Annotated in this window: 15 protein-coding genes and 1 pseudogene; 9 read left to right on the top strand and 7 right to left on the bottom strand. The window is 46.1% G+C overall.

Features of this window, described 5'->3' with window-relative positions:
* Positions 1-7: 7 nt before the first annotated feature.
* A complete protein-coding gene (locus ACLJPE_RS03195) occupies positions 8-1,516 on the bottom strand; it encodes a carboxylesterase/lipase family protein (RefSeq protein ID WP_039514118.1) in 1,509 nt (502 codons plus the stop codon).
* 48 nt (positions 1,517-1,564) lie between these two features.
* Positions 1,565-2,908 (bottom strand): VOC family protein, encoded by a 1,344-nt coding sequence (locus tag ACLJPE_RS03190; protein ID WP_000024089.1) that lies wholly within the window; start codon positions 2,906-2,908, stop codon positions 1,565-1,567.
* A 292-nt stretch (positions 2,909-3,200) separates the two neighbouring features.
* Here ACLJPE_RS03190 and ACLJPE_RS03185 point away from each other — a divergent pair, with 292 nt between their 5' ends.
* Positions 3,201-4,124 carry a LysR substrate-binding domain-containing protein gene (locus ACLJPE_RS03185; RefSeq protein ID WP_000414259.1) on the top strand — a complete coding sequence of 308 codons (924 nt, stop codon included), beginning with the start codon at positions 3,201-3,203 and terminating at the stop codon, positions 4,122-4,124.
* A gap of 60 nt (positions 4,125-4,184) precedes the next feature.
* On the opposite strand, the gene ACLJPE_RS03180 is transcribed toward ACLJPE_RS03185, so the two are convergent.
* The 3 genes from ACLJPE_RS03180 to ACLJPE_RS03170 all read right to left on the bottom strand — a co-directional run bounded on the left by ACLJPE_RS03180 (position 4,185) and on the right by ACLJPE_RS03170 (position 7,404).
* Entirely contained in the window at positions 4,185-5,810 is a 1,626-nt protein-coding gene (locus tag ACLJPE_RS03180) for a methyl-accepting chemotaxis protein (RefSeq protein WP_031569135.1), read from the bottom strand.
* A 168-nt stretch (positions 5,811-5,978) separates the two neighbouring features.
* On the bottom strand, positions 5,979-7,097 hold the full coding sequence (locus ACLJPE_RS03175) for an S-(hydroxymethyl)glutathione dehydrogenase/class III alcohol dehydrogenase (RefSeq protein ID WP_000842138.1): 1,119 nt from the start codon (positions 7,095-7,097) through the stop codon (positions 5,979-5,981).
* Positions 7,098-7,128: 31 nt separating this feature from the next.
* Complete coding sequence (locus tag ACLJPE_RS03170) at positions 7,129-7,404, bottom strand: metal/formaldehyde-sensitive transcriptional repressor (RefSeq protein WP_001120770.1); 276 nt, start codon at positions 7,402-7,404, stop codon at positions 7,129-7,131.
* A gap of 523 nt (positions 7,405-7,927) precedes the next feature.
* Here ACLJPE_RS03170 and ACLJPE_RS03165 point away from each other — a divergent pair.
* Positions 7,928-8,329: an effector protein gene (locus ACLJPE_RS03165; protein ID WP_077905323.1), complete on the top strand. Its 402-nt coding sequence runs from the start codon at positions 7,928-7,930 to the stop codon at positions 8,327-8,329.
* Positions 8,330-8,457: 128 nt separating this feature from the next.
* On the opposite strand, the gene ACLJPE_RS03160 is transcribed toward ACLJPE_RS03165, so the two are convergent.
* Positions 8,458-9,174 (bottom strand): hypothetical protein, encoded by a 717-nt coding sequence (locus ACLJPE_RS03160; RefSeq protein ID WP_001527697.1) that lies wholly within the window; start codon positions 9,172-9,174, stop codon positions 8,458-8,460.
* A gap of 425 nt (positions 9,175-9,599) precedes the next feature.
* Here ACLJPE_RS03160 and sseJ point away from each other — a divergent pair, with 425 nt between their 5' ends.
* On the top strand, positions 9,600-10,826 hold the full coding sequence (gene sseJ / locus ACLJPE_RS03155; protein WP_001131418.1) for an SPI-2 type III secretion system effector SseJ: 1,227 nt from the start codon (positions 9,600-9,602) through the stop codon (positions 10,824-10,826).
* A 120-nt stretch (positions 10,827-10,946) separates the two neighbouring features.
* Here sseJ and ACLJPE_RS03150 read toward each other — a convergent pair whose 3' ends face one another.
* Positions 10,947-11,291 (bottom strand): DUF1294 domain-containing protein, encoded by a 345-nt coding sequence (locus ACLJPE_RS03150; RefSeq protein WP_000281190.1) that lies wholly within the window; start codon positions 11,289-11,291, stop codon positions 10,947-10,949.
* 917 nt (positions 11,292-12,208) lie between these two features.
* Here ACLJPE_RS03150 and ACLJPE_RS03145 point away from each other — a divergent pair.
* From ACLJPE_RS03145 to ACLJPE_RS03120, 6 genes and pseudogenes are all read left to right on the top strand, one after another.
* Positions 12,209-12,970, top strand: coding sequence for a transporter substrate-binding domain-containing protein (locus tag ACLJPE_RS03145; protein WP_001629378.1), 762 nt, complete (start codon positions 12,209-12,211; stop codon positions 12,968-12,970).
* A gap of 6 nt (positions 12,971-12,976) precedes the next feature.
* Positions 12,977-13,624 (top strand): amino acid ABC transporter permease, encoded by a 648-nt coding sequence (locus ACLJPE_RS03140; protein WP_024155164.1) that lies wholly within the window; start codon positions 12,977-12,979, stop codon positions 13,622-13,624.
* Positions 13,625-13,648: 24 nt separating this feature from the next.
* Entirely contained in the window at positions 13,649-14,380 is a 732-nt protein-coding gene (locus tag ACLJPE_RS03135) for an amino acid ABC transporter ATP-binding protein (RefSeq protein ID WP_001185901.1), read from the top strand.
* On the top strand, positions 14,377-15,057 hold the full coding sequence (locus tag ACLJPE_RS03130; RefSeq protein WP_000560165.1) for an amino acid ABC transporter permease: 681 nt from the start codon (positions 14,377-14,379) through the stop codon (positions 15,055-15,057). The genes ACLJPE_RS03135 and ACLJPE_RS03130 overlap by 4 nt, the downstream gene beginning before the upstream one ends.
* A 136-nt stretch (positions 15,058-15,193) precedes the next feature.
* Positions 15,194-16,743, top strand: a pseudogene (locus ACLJPE_RS03125) (glycosyltransferase family 39 protein).
* Between the two features lie 462 nt (positions 16,744-17,205).
* The gene (locus ACLJPE_RS03120; RefSeq protein ID WP_023233339.1) at positions 17,206-17,868 is read left to right on the top strand and encodes a class I SAM-dependent methyltransferase; all 663 of its coding nucleotides are present in this window, start codon (positions 17,206-17,208) and stop codon (positions 17,866-17,868) included.
* Positions 17,869-18,046: the final 178 nt, after the last annotated feature.

Below are 18,046 nucleotides of genomic sequence, written 5' to 3'. Positions count from 1 at the left end.
GAAAAGTTTATTCCAGACTAACGTGATGTTTCATGACTCGTTTAAACAGCGCCAGACGCGCACGCATAAAGCGGTTTTCCACTTTAAAACCGGCAAGTTTGTTCAGCCCAATCCGCAACAGACGATCTCGCCCCCGAATGCTGGCGGGCCAGCGAACCGGGCCGTGCAGCACGTCGCGCGTGCGGCTGGCATGACGAGCGAAATTCACCCAGTAATCCGCCACCTGCGAGGCAAAGGCCAGGTCATTCTCATTCACATAATGGCATGTGGGCTCAGCCCGCGTTAACGTATCGAATACATACGGTATTTCATTGCCATGACAGGCACCATTCGCGTAGGTGTTATGCTCCGCTTCGGCGACATAATCAAACCAGTAACGCCAGCACGGTTCGCCGATCCGCTGCTGCGCTTGCATGACGACATAACCCAACGTGGTAAATACCATATCCCGACAGACCTGCCGCCCTAGTGCTTCGTCGCCTTTCACTCCAGGATAAAGCAGCCGGATTAACCCCAGGCCAACACGCCGCTCACGGCGCATTTTTTGAATTTGACCGGCAATATCGACGCCAAAAACTGCCAATACGCTGGCTTCATCGCTATTCGAGCCGATCATCACCGGTATGGGATGCTGTTTCGCCGCAAAGAAGGTTTCCAGCATCGGATGCGGCAGCACGACGTCGCCGGAAATCGGCGTCGGCGCAATTTTAAAAGGCTCGTCCAGCGGCCAAAACGTCTCTGCCGGTAAAGCGCGTAGCTGTTCGGCAGTGGCATTGGCTAAACCAAGATGTTCTGCCAGCGCAACGCCTTTTTTTAGCGCCACATCGCGGGGCGTATCCGGCAGCGTATAACCACTCTGAATAATCGCTTTATGAAAAAGCCCCTTCGCCAACGGCGAAGCCATCAACGACAGCACGCTGCGGGCGCCGGCGGATTCGCCAAATAACGTCACATTCTGCGTATCGCCGCCAAATGCGGCAATATTGTCCTGCACCCAACGCAGCGCAGCGATTTGATCGAGTAAAGCGAAATTATGAATACACTCCGCCTCTCCGCCTTCCAGCGCCGGATGCGCGAAAAAGCCCAGATGGCCAAGCCGATAATTGACCGTCACCACGATCGCGCCGCGCTTCGCCAGCGCATGTCCGTCATAGGGCGGCAAACTCCCCGCGCCAATGGTGTAACCGCCGCCGTGTAGCCAGACCATGACCGGCAACGGTTCATGACGTACGGCGGGAGCCCAGACGTTCAGATAGAGACAGTCTTCGGAAAAATTTCCCGGATCGCCGCCGCCGAGTTCGCGACACCAGGTAATATCCTGCCAACTGGCGCAGGAGAAACAATCCGCCTGGCGCACATCCTGCCAGGCTGTAACAGGCTGCGGCGCACGCCAGCGTAGCTCCCCTGTTGGCGGCGCGGCATAAGGTATACCGCGCCAGATATGGATTTCTTCCTGTACGACGCCCACGATTTTACCGTGACGCGTCTCCACCAGTGGGATGGAGGGATTCAACATAACGCCTTCCTTTTACAGTATCCTCACAGCCTGTGAAGCTTACCGCTTTTAAAGCAGACCGCAACGGCGTTTACTGCGTTCTTCCGCTTCCTGATATAACGAAAATTCATCCCGTACTGCACATCCCAGCGCCTGTTCAAAGGCGTCGCGGCTGGCATTGCCGTGGCTTCTGGCCAGCGTTTCATTTCCCAAATTCGACTGAAAAATGCCGGCTGCGCTGACCGGAAGAAAATCTTCATAGGTAATCGGCTGCGCGATCACCCAACCGCGCTCAATAAGCGGCTGCGGATCGTCGCCAGGATGGATCGCCTGACGATGCGCCTCGCCGGAAGGCGTTAAGCGATAGCGGAACCAGGCAAGCCCCTGCTGGCGAAGCAGAAATTCGCTATCCGGAAAGGCGTTAAAGACCTCCCGCAAATGGAGTTGATGCGTGAAGTTATCCTTACCCGTTCCCGCCTTGTGCAACAGTTCGTCATATAATCGACGACCTTTTGGCGTCAGCGCGACGCCACGTTGCTCAATTTCGCCGAAGCGCGCCGTGTGCGTACCCTGCTTTTCATCAACGAAGAGCACCTGCTCTTCCAGTGCTTTGAAACTGGTTTGCCGCAACAGAATAGGCACTTCGCGGCGAGGCGGACCTTCGATAAGAGTTTTAGGCGTAATGCCGCACTCCGGCATCATGGCCTGTACCCGGTCGATATCCAGAGTACGCGGCGTCAGATGGTTAATGTGACATCCCGGGAAACAGACCACGTCGGCAATTAAACGATGCTCACGATGCAGGCTGAGGTACGTTTCTTCATCAACGGTAGCCTGACGATGCCAGCGAAAAGTCTCCAGCGTTTCACGGACGAACTCTTCGGCCTGAGCAGCGCTAAAACCGCCCTGCTCGTCGTACTCATCCAGCAATTGTCGGCAGCGCGATGTAAAAATATCCCGCTGCGATAAGATTTCCGCCGCCCGCTGGCGTAATGCCGCGTTTTCAATGAGCTCCAGGCGTAATAGCGAAGTGAACATGCGAAAAGGATTACGCGAGAGCGAAGCCTCGTCAATGGGACGAAATGCCGTGGAGTGCACAGGCACGCCCGCCTGAGAGAGATCGTAATAACTTACTGGGTACATCCCCATGATGGCGAATATCCGACGCAAGGTAGAAAGTTCTTCTGCGGTGCCAACACGAATGGCGCCATGTCGTTCCACGTTCAATCGCGCCAGTTCATCGGCATTAGCCAACTGCTCATGCAGTTTGGGATTATTTTCCAGCACCGCCAGATTCACGTCAGCCACAAGTTCCAGTAACGTACCGTACTGCGGAACTTCCTGCTGGTACATTGCCGACATTGCCTGCGAAAAGTGTTCCCGAATCTCATCTGCCGTGATGGTGTTCGCCATAATGTCATGCCTCCAGTGAATGTTACCTGGAGTGTAGAAAACCTCATCCATTCCGGGGAGAAGAATTTATAAAGTGTGATCCGGTCTGAATTCATTATGCAGAACAGATTGACATGAGCTGGCGTATCCCCGACCAGATCGCGGCTTAACACGCTTAACGGCAGTTGAATCATCAGTAAAATAAAACAGTTGTAACTTGAAATGGTAAAATGTTAATAATATTTTGCTATCAGGTTATCAAAAACAAACAACTTTACTTGTCACCCGCACGGCTCTGTTTTTAACATCGCTTATGGAAAAAAATGGTCTGTTTAGTCAGCGCATTCGGTTGCGCCACCTTCATACATTTGTCGCCGTTGCGCAACAGGGAACGCTGGGGCGCGCGGCTGAAACCCTTAACCTGAGCCAGCCAGCGCTTTCTAAAACGCTGAACGAACTGGAACAACTCACCGGAACCCGTCTGTTCGAACGCGGGCGACTGGGCGCGCAATTAACGGTTCCTGGCGAACAATTTTTGACTCATGCGGTAAAAGTATTAGATGCATTGAATACCGCCGGGCAGGCGCTGAATCGCAAAGAGGACGCCAGCGCCGATGTGGTGCGTGTTGGCGCGCTCCCCACCGCTGCGCTGGGTATACTCCCGGCGGCTATTGGGCGGTTCCATCAACAGCAAAAATCGACCTCGTTACAGGTCGCGACCATGAACAATACGATGTTGCTTGCGGGTCTCAAGTCAGGCGAGATCGATCTGGGTATTGGCCGCATGTCAGACCCGGAATTAATGGGCGGTTTAAATTACGAACTGCTGTTTTTAGAATCGCTTAAATTAGTGGTACGCCCCGGTCATCCCCTGTTACAGGAGACGATCACGCTCAGTCGGGTTATGGAATGGCCGGTAGTCGTCTCGCCAAAAGGCACGGTACCGCGCCAGAATGCGGAAGCCCTGTTGCAAAGCCAGGGGTGTAAAATGCCTGCCGGATGTATCGAAACGCTATCCGCATCGTTATCACGACAACTTACCGTAGATTACGATTACGTCTGGTTCGTCCCCTCTGGCGCGGTTAAAGAAGATCTTCGCCAGGCAACGCTGGTCTCATTACCCGTGCCGACCCAGAGCGCGGGCGAACCGATAGGTATTCTTACGCGAGTTGATATCCCGCTCTCAACCGGGGCGCAAATGCTGATTGCGGCGATCCGTAAATCGATGCCGCTGTGATAGCGGCTGTCGGACATTAACCGCGCCCGCGGCTAAAATAGCCCGCTGGCGCGACGCTTACTAAAGGAAGGATGATCGCATCGTCGCGCCAGTATCCTGTAAACGAAACGCATCAACGGCTTGCGTCAAACGGGCAGCCTGTTCTTCAAGCGAAGCTGCCGCCGCGGACGCCTCTTCTACCAGCGACGCGTTTTGTTGCGTAACCTTGTCCATCTCAGAAATCGCCTGACTGACCTGAACAATACCGCGACTTTGCTCATCAGAGGCTGCCGCGATATCGAGCATAATATCGGTGACGCGTTTGACGGCATCCACAATCTCATTCATGGTGCTCCCCGCAGCGATAACCTCTTCAGATCCTTGTTCAATCAGGCTGACCGATGCGCCGATCAAGCCTTCAATCTCTTTTGCCGCCTGCGCGCTGCGACTGGCGAGGGTACGAACCTCACTGGCGACCACCGCAAAACCGCGTCCTTGTTCCCCGGCACGTGCCGCCTCGACCGCCGCGTTCAGCGCCAGTATGTTGGTCTGGAAAGCGATACTGTTAATGACGGCGGTAATTTCCGAGATTTTTTTCGAGCTGGTGGAAATATTCCCCATCGTTTGTACGACCCCGGAAACCATCTGGCCTCCGCGACTGGCTTTACCGGAAGCATCTTCCGCCAGTTTGCTGGCGTGATGCGCATTATCCGCATTCTGCTTAACGGTTGCCGTCAACTGTTCCATACTGGCCGCGGTTTGTTCAATGGCGGCAGCCTGCTGTTCAGTACGAGAAGATAAATCCGTATTACCGGCGGTAATTTCGCTGGTGCCTCGATAAATTTCCTCCGCCCCCTGACGCACCGCCCCTACCGTTTGTTGCAACGCATGCTGCATCTGCTGAAGATGATGACTCAGACGACCAATTTCACTGCGTCCTGTGGGCTCGTCAGCCATGGTCAGATCGCCCGCCGCAATGCGTTCGATACGTGACGCAGACTGCTGCAAGGGTTGTATCACCGTGCGACGCAGCACCATGAAGGTCATTAACGTCAATACCAGCGCCAACGTAAATGCGCCAATCATAAACATCATACCGAGCCGGGTACGTTGGTAAGCCTGCTCGCTAAGTAGTCTCGCCCGCTCGGTGCGCAGTTCAATCGCTTTCAACAGGATATGGTTATATGCGGCATCCAGTTGTTTTGCCTGCTCGTTTTCATGATTAATGATCGCTTCGAACATGCCATTTTTGGCAAATTTCAGCATCGGTTGCAGGCCGTTGATATAGGCGGTGTAACGGGCGTTTAACTCGTTATCCAATGCATCATCGGCGGGTGTTTTCACCGTTCTGGACATATAAGCGTTAAAGCCGTCCTGAGACTGCTTGATCCGCGTTTCCGCAGCGGCAATATTGGCTTTCATTTCATCCATTTCAGCAATCCGGCTCGCCGCGCCAGCGTGGATCATATTGATACGTGCGGTACGTAAGTGGTTAGCGCTGTTGGATAATCCCATCCGTACCTGAATCTCGTCCGTGACATCACGCTGATCGCGATCGGCCTGTAACAGAAAATAGCCTGCCAGCCCGGCGCTCAAAGCAAAAAGAAGAAGGATGCCACCGAGAATGGAGGAAAACAGCGGAACCAGCCGAATATGATGCAGGAAGCCCAGTTTATGCGAGGCTTGCATCGAAAATGTGTTGCCCATGACCGTCGACTCTCTTGTAAGTTTTATGCGTAAAACACGCCCGTTAGATAGTCATCGGCACTTCATGACGTTTGCTTACCGCGAAAAGCATCGCCTTCGTCACATTTTCACAACATTCATTCCAGAAAATTCAGAAAAGCGCCAGCGGAAAATCCGCTGGCGGATGAATCAGTTATCGCTAAAGTGGATAACAGTACGGATGGATTTACCCTGATGCATCAGTTCAAAGGCATCGTTAATCTGCTCCAGCGGCAGGCGGTGAGTAATAAAAGGATCTAAACGGATTTTACCGTTCATCGCATCTTCGACCATCCCTGGCAGCTGCGTGCGCCCTTTCACGCCGCCAAAAGCGGAGCCACGCCAGACGCGACCAGTCACTAGCTGGAAGGGACGGGTTTTGATTTCCTGCCCTGCCCCCGCTACGCCAATAATAATGCTTTCGCCCCAGCCTTTATGACAACATTCCAGCGCCGCTCGCATCACGTTAACGTTGCCGATACATTCAAAACTGAAATCTACGCCGCCATCAGTAAGCTCAACAATAACGTCCTGGATCGGTTTGTCGTAATCATTCGGATTAATAAAGTCCGTGGCCCCCATTTCGCCCGCCAGCGTAAATTTTTCCGGATTCGTGTCGATAGCTAAAATACGCCCGGCTTTAGCCTGAACCGCGCCCTGAATAACCGCCAGCCCAATACCGCCTAGACCAAAAACGGCAACGGTGTCGCCCGCTTTCACTTTAGCGGTGTTATGGACGGCGCCAATACCAGTCGTCACACCGCAGCCCAACAGACACACTTTATCCAGCGGCGCCTGCGGGTTCACTTTCGCCAGAGAAATTTCCGCGCAAACGGTATATTCGCTGAACGTGCTGGTTCCCATATAGTGATAAACGGGTTCGCCGTTATAAGAAAAGCGGGTAGTGCCATCCGGCATCAGCCCTTTTCCCTGAGTGGCGCGTACGGCCTGACAAAGGTTAGTTTTACCGGACTTACAGAACTTACACTCGCCGCATTCCGCCGTGTACAGTGGAATAACATGGTCGCCGGGTTTCAGGCTGGTGACCCCCTCGCCGACCTCAACTACCACGCCGCCGCCTTCGTGACCCAGTACTGCCGGGAATACGCCTTCCGGATCATCGCCGGAAAGGGTAAAAGCATCGGTATGGCAAACGCCGGTATGGGTGATTTTGACCAGAACTTCGCCTTTTTTCGGCGGCGCAACGTCAATCTCGACAATTTTTAGCGGCTGACCGGGACCAAAAGCAACTGCTGCACGTGATTTCATATATCTCTTCCTGTTACGGTGAGGGAAATTGTTATTTTAGATAAGCGCGAAGAAGATGGCCGATTTCCGCCATCCGAACCGCGCGCTGATCTGGCGTAGTTTCCCCGCTGACCAGCTCATCTTTCAGATGGATCTCAACCATTTCACTCATCAGGCCATTAGAAGCGCCGCGCACGGCGGCAATCTGTTGCAGAATCGCCAGACAAGGTTCGCCAGACTCAAGCGCCCGCTCCAGCGCTTCGACCTGCCCGCGTATGCGACGAACACGGGTAAGGATACGTTTTTTATCTTCAGGTGAATGCGGCATTCGACCTCCATATACTATAGGGGGGTATACTATCAGAATTTTATGTTTATGTAATTGTAAAATTACACACAATATAAAAATCAATAGCTTATAGATTTCCGGCATAGACCATCAAGAATCAGTTCACATTCAGCATATTCAGCTCATGGGAACTTTTTCAGGCCACAGACAATAAACACCAAAGCTTTCTTTCTAAGCTGCAATGTTCTGCCCGACTGGGGCACAGAGGTAATGCCGGTAAATCCAGTCCCATTACCCAGAAGTAAATATTTGCTTAATAGTTTTTATTTACTCACCAGGTGGTAATGAATAAAGGTTATGATATGCAGATGTCAGTCTTGTAAGAACGTAACATCACAACTGCGATACACCGCCGACGGGTAGCGAAAATATCTCAATCTTGTGTCTTTCCAGACTTAGTTAATAGTGGACAAAAAATCAAATGAGCGTTATTTGAAAGATTTTTAATACCCAAAAGCGTCATCATTATTGTTAATTTGAAATCAATCTCAGGTAATAATCCATGCCTATTTCGATTTGTAAACATGGTGCTCCTTTTGTTGTTCAACATGAAAATCGGTACGGTTCCGGTGCAAGTCAGTCATCATCACTTTTCAAATCAATCCGCCATATTAGCAACTCTCATGAGGCAATAAACTTTATAAGTTGCTATAGTGCAAATGGAAGCTGTTTTTCCAATGCACAGATGCTAGCCAATGCCTCAGGGAGCCCTGTTATAGGCTACTTTGGGAAAATAAATAAGTTAACAGCCAATCTGGATAATAGCGGTCGTATATTCCGCCCACAGCATAAGCTTGCGGCCAGGATTTGTTATGTAGGTAATCGGCTTCTGAGCGGTCCAATTCAACTTGGGTTTGGCCTGAAACATCTGCTAAACTGCCACTCAGATGGTAATGTCAGATAAAGTGTCATGCCATGCCCTTCCCGGCATTGCTATTCCACAGCCTACAGATATGGGCGCTCAGTTCTTTCTCTAATCTCTGCCATGGGAAGCTCTGGCGTCATTTCACGCTCTTGCCAGCCAGTATTTTATTAAAGTCTGACTTTTACCAGGGTAATTTCATAAGAGTGTCCATCTTCTGGTCTAAAAATAATAAATCTATTGTTATTTTTAGTAAAGGATTTCGACAAAATAAAACTATCATGATACCTGGCCAGGACGTAGTACCAGCCTCCATCATACAATATCATTTCGTATTCTTTCTTTAATTGTGGCTTATAGATCCCAACAAAAAAAGAAAATATAAAAAAATATATAATAAAACCAATCATAACTATAGTGAAACAATGTCTTCGCACCCAACTGAGTTGCGTAAAACAAATCACTGGCATCAATTTACTATAAAAGCGCATCCCCACCGATAGGCATAAAGCCACCAGTAAAATGATAAAAAAAAGCTCCCACAAAAACGATTCTGTTAAGAGAGAAAACTCGATAACAATTGGAATAAAGAACAAAACCGCTGCCAAAAAAAGGCGTAAGAAGCTAAGGTCGTGAATACGTGCTTTTTGCTTTACTAAAAAAAATAATAGAATACCCACTCCCCACGCTATTATGAATATAGCCATCAGGCTAATCGCATGGAATAGACTTCGGGCAATGTTGTCAGGGCCGACGCCTACATACCACCACGGGAAACCATAGTACGCGGAGACGCCCCAGCCATAAAAATAGGCGCTCCCCCATCCCAGACCACCTAAATAGGCCAAAAGCATTGAAGAGTTTTTAATAATTGAATCATCACTCATTATAGTTAACTCACTTAAGAAATATTTAATATGAAAATAGAAATCAACACGTTATATAAAACACCACCCCCTTGGAAATAATAGCTTGATGATAAGCTTACCTAATTTTCCTGAGTATCAAGCCAGCTCATACCCACGCCAGCACACTAAAATCAGGAGTGGCTACTTTTTTTAGAGGTTTGCCTTAACCAGACGCACAGTCAATAATGATAGCAGTCAGATAATATGTACCCGGCATTAACCTCACGTTGTTGATGATATATTTACTTCGTTGAAAAATAATAAATATTGCATGTGTTTTTTTGGCGGCGACAAACTGTAAAAGAAGCGCAATTCTATATACACCATTTACCTGATTACTTTTCTTGCTAATATTTGTTAATTAATGTTTTGCTAAAGCGTGATTAATTAGTAAGGAGGACACTATGCCATTGAGTGTTGGACAGGGTTATTTCACATCATCTATCAGTGCTGAAAGATTTAATGTAATAAAAGAAAGCGCACGCCCTCCGGAATTAAGTTTATGGGAGAAAATCAAAGCATATTTCTTCACCACTTACCATGCAGAGGCGCTCGAATGTATCTTTAAACTTTACCACTATCAGGAACTGAATCTAACACCGGTACAGGTTCGCGGAGCCTACATCAAACTTCGAGCCTTAGCGTCTCAGGGATGTAAAGAACAGTTTATTATAGAATCACAGGAACACGCCGATAAGTTGATTATTAAAGATGATAATGGTGAAAATATTTTATCTATTGAGGTTGAATGTCATCCGGAAGCTTTTGGTCTTGCCAAAGAAATCAATAGATTACATCCCAAGCCAAAAAATATTTCTTTAGGTGATATTACCAGACTGGTATTTTTTGGCGACAGTTTATCTGACTCCATGGGGCGTATGTTTGAAAAAACACATCATATCTTACCCTCCTATGGTCAATACTTTGGCGGAAGGTTTACTAATGGATTTACCTGGACTGAGTTTTTATCATCTCCACACTTCTTAGGTAAAGAGATGCTTAATTTTGCTGAAGGGGGAAGTACATCGGCAAGGTATTCCTGCTTTAATTGCCTCGGTGACTTTGTATCAAATACGGACAGACAAGTCGCATCTTACACCCCTTCTCACCAGGACCTGGCGATATTTTTATTGGGGGCTAATGACTATATGACACTACACAAAGATAATGTAATGATGGTCGTTGAGCAACAAATTGATGATATTGAAAAAATAATTTCCGGTGGAGTTAATAATGTTTTAGTCATGGGGATTCCCGATTTGTCTTTGACGCCCTATGGCAAACATTCTGATGAAAAAAGAAAACTTAAGGATGAAAGCACCGCTCACAATGCCCTGCTAAAAACTAATGTTGAAGAATTAAAAGAAAAATATCCCCAGCACAAAATATGCTATTTCGAGACTGCCGATGCATTTAAGATGATAATGGAGGTGGCCAGTAATATTGGTTATGATACGGAAAACCCTTATACTCACCACGGCTATGTACATGTTCCCGGGGCTAAAGACCCTCAGCTGGATATATGTCCGCAATACGTCTTCAATGACTTTGTCCATCCAACCCAAGAAGTCCATCATTGTTTTGCCACAATGTTAGAAAGTTTTATAGCTCATCATTATTCCACTGAATAATGTTCCATCGGCTGCGGTACGCCTTGAGCAAAACACCGCTCAATATCATAGTGCCGGTGGCATGAAAATATGAGGTTGTCTTTGCTGCCGGTTGGTCAATAAGTGATCCATACTCTATGTTCAGTAGGACAAAAATGGATAGAGTCGATAGATCGCCACCGTAACTACAATACTCACTATCACACTGACGATAAAGTATGTTTTGAATGGCTGCTTTTGCGTTTTATGACGGAAGAGTTGTTGACCAACAATCGCACCAGGCCACCCACCGACAACCCCAAACACCAACAAAGTGGATTCCGGCACTCTGCGCCAGGTTTTACGTGCCGCCGTTTTGTCTATACCGTAGATCGCCAGCGTTAGCACGTTGGCGAGCAGGAACCACATCGCGACGGGATGCGATGTAAAAATGCTTCCGACCGCAGCGGAGATCAGGAGTAAATAACAAAAGCGGTTAAGATACATATTATTATGTCATAGCAATGATTAGGGACATCGGAGCCCATTATACGCGATACATGCGCCTATGTGATGTAGAATTTTCTTTTCATTCAGCCAACGAGTCATCGAGTCATCGAGGATTCATTTTTAATTACCATGGTAATCATAAGGTAATTAACGTGTTGTGAACACGATTAAAATGGGTAAAGCCACCAAAAATGTTACCACCTTAACCATTGCCAGGATAACTTAATGAAGAGCCCTCTTTATTGCTGTTTGTTATCCGGTTGGCAGTCTCAGTTTTGGATTTATTTATCGTATTTATATTTATTACATAAGATGTACGATGTTAATTTGAGAATTTTATCTCGACAACCGCATATATTAAGATATTTCTGAATTAAGATTATTGTCGATTAAAACAAGTTAACGTTTTGATAAACATAACAACATCGTCAGAACTCCTGATTTGTTGTCGTTTGTTCATAGGATAAATAATTTATATGCTTGCAAATATAGATAGCACGCAAATCAAATTAGCTCAGAAAATGTATTTGACAAGCAAAGATAAGTCTTTATATTGGCCCTGGATAGAGTGGCAAGATGATACTTAGAGACATTAAATACACCGTCACTGAAGCATTTATCTGCTTATCATGTAAATATGTATGCGTAAATGGAGCATAAACTATGTCCAGTATACTAATGTCTATGGTATTTTTACATTTTCACCTTTCATGGGGTCGCTGCACTCATATCCAGTTGATATCTCATGGTATATTCAATCCATTCCCTTTGATGATTCCTGTCAAACCTCCTGATTAAATTAGTTAACAGCGATGGAATACATAACGTTAAGTACTTTACGCCTGCAAATGTCAGGTTCACGCCCTAATGCTTAATTTATAATACACATTACCTTACTACAGGAAATAGATAGCATGTTATTCAAAAAAATTGGCTTATCGATGATAGTGTTGGGAATAATGTCGTCTTCAGCTTTTGCTGATAGCATCGTTGAAGGGAAAACACTCAATGTCGCAGTATCACCGGCCTCTCCCCCTATGTTATTTAAAAGTGCTGATGGCAAATTGCAGGGGATAGATCTGGAGCTTTTTTCGTCTTACTGTCAGTCACGGCATTGTAAGCTAAACATCACCGAATATGCCTGGGATGGAATGCTTGGCGCAGTGGCGAGTGGTCAGGCAGATGTCGCATTTTCGGGAATTTCAATCACAGATAAACGTAAGAAAGTTATTGATTTTTCTGAACCTTATTACATCAACTCTTTTTATCTGGTCAGTATGGCTAATCATAAAATAACGCTCAATAACCTCAATGAATTAAATCAATATTCTATTGGATACCCTCGAGGAATGGCTTACTCCGACCTTATCAAAAACGATCTGGAGCCCAAAGGATACTACTCGTTAAGTAAAGTAAAATTATATCCAACATATAATGAGACGATGGCTGATCTAAAAAATGGTAATCTTGATCTGGCTTTTATAGAAGAGCCGGTTTATTTTACCTTCAAAAATAAGAAAAAGATGCCGATAGAAAGTCGTTATGTTTTCAAGAATGTTGATCAGCTTGGCATTGCCTTTAAGAAAGGCTCTCCCGTGCGCGATGATTTTAACTTATGGCTTAAAGAGCAAGGGCCACAAAAAATATCTGGCATCGTCGATAGCTGGATGAAATAGTAAGCTATGTCATCAGGTAATATGCTGGCTATCTTTTATTTCCTATTGGAAGGGATTGGTAATACGCTGCTTGTAACCTTTACCTGTTTTCTCTCAGCGTTTTTTACCGGGCTTACAGTCGCCGTATTACGGCGACTATCCCCCCTTCCACTACAGAAGATACTCGACGTACTGGTCTTTATTCTTCGGGGAATTCCAATACTTATTGCTGTTTTTCTTGTTTATTTTGGATTGCCATCGATTGGCATATATGTTTCACCTCTGGTAGCCATGAACCTCAGCGTCGGCTTAATCAGCGGGAGTTATCTTGCCGAGGTGTTCAGAGGGGCGCTTAAATTAGTTGAGCCATTCGAAATCACGGTAGCGAAAGTAGCAGGAATGCGTCAATTACAGATTATATTAAATATTGAGTTGCCACAGATGTTGCGATTTTCTGTGCCCGGTATTATCAATGAGTTTTCTTCTGTATTAAAAGCGACGCCCTTTGCTTATACTGTAGGTATCGCTGAAATAACGAAGCAGGCAATGTCACTGACAGCCATCACGCTGAACGGGTTACAGATTTATACTCTTGCCGGTGTATTATATTTCATTATTTATAAATTTTTTACTCTTCTGGCCGGAGTGTTTGAGAAAAAATATCGCATCAGTTGAAGCATAAAAATAGAGGTGATACTCATGGCTTTACTGGAACTAAAAGAGATAAGTAAGGAATATTCAGGAAAAAAGGTTCTTGATACGGTTAGTCTGAAAATTCAATCGGGAGACATGAAAGTAGTCATGGGGCCATCGGGTTGTGGAAAAACGACGCTTTTACGCTGTCTGCTTCGATTAGAAGAGCCTGATTATGGTGATATTTATTTTCACGGGAGAAATATTTATGACAAGGAATTTACTATTCTTGAGTTCAGAAAAAAAGTTGGTTGTGTCTTCCAGAATTACGCTTTGTATCGCCATCTTAACGTTATGGATAACATTACCCTTGCCCTATGTAAAGTGTTTGGCATGCCGGGACAACTAGCCCGGGAGAAAGCCTTACATGAGCTACAAAAACTTGATATGGCCTCGCATAGCGCGAAATACCCTTCGCAATTATCGGGCGGCCAGCAACAGCGCGTCGCCCTGGCCCGAACAATGGTCACCGACCCAGAACTCATTATTTTTGATGAGCCGACGTCTGCGCTTGATCCGCTCATGACTCGTGAAGTCGGAATGTTGATCAAGCAACTTCACGACAATGGCGTCACTATATTATGCGTCACTCATGATATTCGCCTCGCCAGATTACTAAGCGATAACGTAACGTTTCTTAATCATGGCAAAATTCGTGCAGAAGGCGCTTTTACCGATCTTGCTTTACGAGAAACGGATCCAGATATCCACTGTTTTTTTAGCGAGGCACAACGATGATCGCTGGCTGGTCTCTCTTCTTTAATGACCTGACTGAACAACTGCCACTTGTTGTGGACGGTATTAAAGAAACCTGTAAACTTGCGCTGATTGTTTCCATCACCGGTTTTTTGTGGGGAATTATTATTTTCTTTCTGAGCCTGAGCCATCGCCCCGTGGTAAAAGCCATAACTCGACTGTACATGGATTTCTTTATCGGTACGCCACTCATTCTTATTCTGTTTGTTATCTATTATGGTTTACCTCAATCTGGCATTCACCTGTCCTCTTTTACCGTGGCGGTTACAGGGTTTACTTTAAACGTCGGCGCATATAATGCCGCGTACATGACAACGGCCTATAACGCATTGAATAAATATGAAACGGAGGCCGCAGTCGTTCAGGGGTTGAACAAACGGCAGGTCTTTTTGTGGATTATACTGCCTCAGGTATTGCTGTCTTCCATTCCAGCCTTAACGAATCAGGTGATTAATAACCTTAAAGACAGCACCATCGTTTTTCTTATCCAATATACTGAGTTTTTCGCGCGAATTCAGGAGGTTGCTGCAACCAGCTTTAAATTCTTCCATGCTTACCTTTTTGCCGCCATAGTGTACCTTATTGGCGTTACCTTTATTGTCGGTTTGACCCGGTTTTTAGAGCATAGACTGCTTCGCCATTACGGTCAGGATTACTGAGTTGCACTGCACTATTCTGATTAATTCATCGCTGACATTATCAAAGTTATTTTTATTTAGTGTTGGTTAATATTTTAACCTTCATTATTGCGTTAGGTGTCCATTCTGGTCTAAGTCTTACTCCATTGAGGATATTATGGCGCTACCACAACTATCAATATGGCAGCCCGGCGATGGGTTAAGAAAAATAAAGTATAAATATCATGTTTGTCTCATTGTCATATTCTCCGTCCTTATACGGTTGCTGTTTATAACTGACCGCTACCTTTGGTGTGACGAAGCGTCCAGCGTGCTGATTAGTCGACATAGCGTAGATAATCTGCTCTTCCATGCCGCTTTTGACGTGCATCCCCCGCTTTATTATCTGTTACTGCATGGCTGGATCATATTATGGGGTGATAGCATTGCAGCGGTACGCTCTCTCAGTCTACTCTTTGGGATCCTGACAGTTGTGCTGGTTATCGCGCTTACGCGATGGCTGGCAAATGAGCGTACAGCCTTATTGGCAGGATGGTTTGCCGCCCTGATGCCGATGGCAGTCCATTACAGTCAAGAAACGCGCATGTACGCGTTAATGGGAATGCTAACGCTCGCAGCCGCGTTAGCATTGATGATGTGGATAAAAACACCCACCCATAATCGCTATCTTGTCGCGTATGCTTTACTTATGACGTTCAGCTTTTACACCCATTATTTCACCCTATTTGCACTTATTGCCCACTGGATCGCAGTAACAATATTATCCTGCCAAAGCCATAAAACGGCCTGCTACCTTAAACTTCCTGGCTGGTGGTTTGCTAACCTGGCGATTGCTGTCGCTTATCTCCCCTGGTTGCCCGTATTGTTTAATTTACTGACTCATCTGGCGCAGTTGAGAGCCGGTAATGATATCGGTTGGATTCCCCCCGTAACATGGCGTGACCTGCCTGCGATGTACTGGCATTTTTTACCGGAAACAACGGACAGGGTTTTCCGTCGTTCATTCTGTGGCTGGCTGTGGGAGGTTTTATCGGTACTGTGGGGCGAATATCTTTATACAACGGAGAATATGAAAGATATCAGCTGATATTATTTTGTAATCTGGTCATCCCTGTAATGCTGGTCTTCATCATTTCCTGGTGGATGCCGTTATTTATCGATCGTTATTTCTTCTTCTCATCGCTGAGCATTCCTCCCCTGCTCGCGGTATTACTTACCCGCGCAAAAAAAGCGGTTTGTGGCTTCTGGTTTATCTTATTCACCTTATTATTCGGCTATGGTTCATATCATAATAACCCTGAGCACATAGACGAGTTTAAACCACTGGTAAACTATATTAATACCCGTCACCAGCCTAATGATGCCGTGGTAGTCAGTAAAATGTTCGATTATTTAAGTTATGTGTATTATAATAAGCGAGATTATCGTACATTTCTTTATACACCGCCTAACGCACACGGAACATCAGGCAGACCGAATGCCTATGGCTTTGGTTCACTGTTTTATGCGCAAGCCGATCAGACATATATTGATACTCTGGCAACGCTTTCAAAAAGTCACCATCGTGTCTGGTTGATAAGCGGCGGTAACTTCAGTCAGGATTACCCCTTGCCGTCAGAATGGCAAAATATCGCAAACTTCAGAAGTGGTAGATTTCAGGTACAATTATTTGTAATACCGACTCAACAGACGCGTCAAATGCAATGATTACCGTTTTTTATCCAGTGCAGTGATAAACAGTACTGCCACTGCCAGACCGCCTAAAAGTAAGGTCCAGCCAAACGCTTCAAAAACCTCAATCATATCGCCTCCGGGTAGGTGATATTAAATCAAGATGGCTATCTCATCGTAACATTTAAAATATCAATTAATGTGCAATAATCGCTTTATATGTATGAATAAATATTGTTCCTCCTGCATTTAATTGCATGCTATTATCATAGGGCTTAATATGTGTATATTAACGATTATTAATTATCAGCTTATAATAATATAACTGTCCAATTCATTTGCCAGCTATTATTATCCTCTATCTTCTTTAAGATAACCGCTTAACTCATAATATCGCCTTTATTCGTCGCATTAAATTACTCACTCACCTGATTAATGCTTGCCTAACGATTGCTTCGTTGTTTTAATTCCAGCGCGAAATTATTTAGTGAGAGAACAATGAAGCATACACAACAATCAGGCGCAAAAGTCTATAACCCATTCACGCTTAGCTTATATGACTGGTGGGTACTCAATATCTCAAACAAATATGCCTGGAAGTGCCCTACTGATACGCGACTACTTCCTTTCTTCCTGCATCACATGGGCGAGACTCACCTGGATATTGGCGTAGGTACAGGTTATTACCTGAAGCATGCACCTGCGACTCATGCCATTTCGCTGATGGATTTAAATCCGGATAGCCTGAAAATAGCCGCCAGCCGAGTGGGTAATACAAAAATCTGCGCCACACTACAACACGATGTTTTCGACACGTTCCCGGCGGACTGGCACGGGCGCTTCGATTCCGTTTCGATGTACTATCTTCTGCACTGCTTACCTGGTGAGATGACAACAAAAGCGAAGGCAATTAAAAATGCCGGTATGGCGCTTAAACCCGGCGGCACACTTTTTGGTGCCACGATTCTGGGCAAAGAGGTTCCTCACAATGCTTTTGGCAAGAAATTGATGGCTGTTTATAACAAGAAAGGAATATTCAGTAATACCAATGATTCAGCCGATACGTTACGCAGCGTGTTGGACGAACATTTTGCTAAGGTGACTTTGGAGCAACATGGCGCCGTTGCGCTATTTTCCGCCACTACGCCACGTTCATCGTAAGTGTAGGCACTCCCGAGCGGTCGGGCAGCGCGATCATGTGGGTTTAACCCGTTGATTAAACATTGGATTACGGAATAGCAATTGCTTATTTTATTTGTCATACAAATAAGTATAATACCCGCTTCCGATGTAGACCCGTCCTCCTTCGCCTGCGTCACGGGTCCTGGTTAGACGCAGG

Source organism: Salmonella sp. SAL04196, assembly GCF_046550835.1.
Classification (GTDB): Bacteria; Pseudomonadota; Gammaproteobacteria; order Enterobacterales; family Enterobacteriaceae; genus Salmonella; species Salmonella enterica.
The sequence above is the reverse complement of the archived record's forward strand: the minus strand, read 5'-3'. Positions and strand labels throughout refer to the sequence as shown.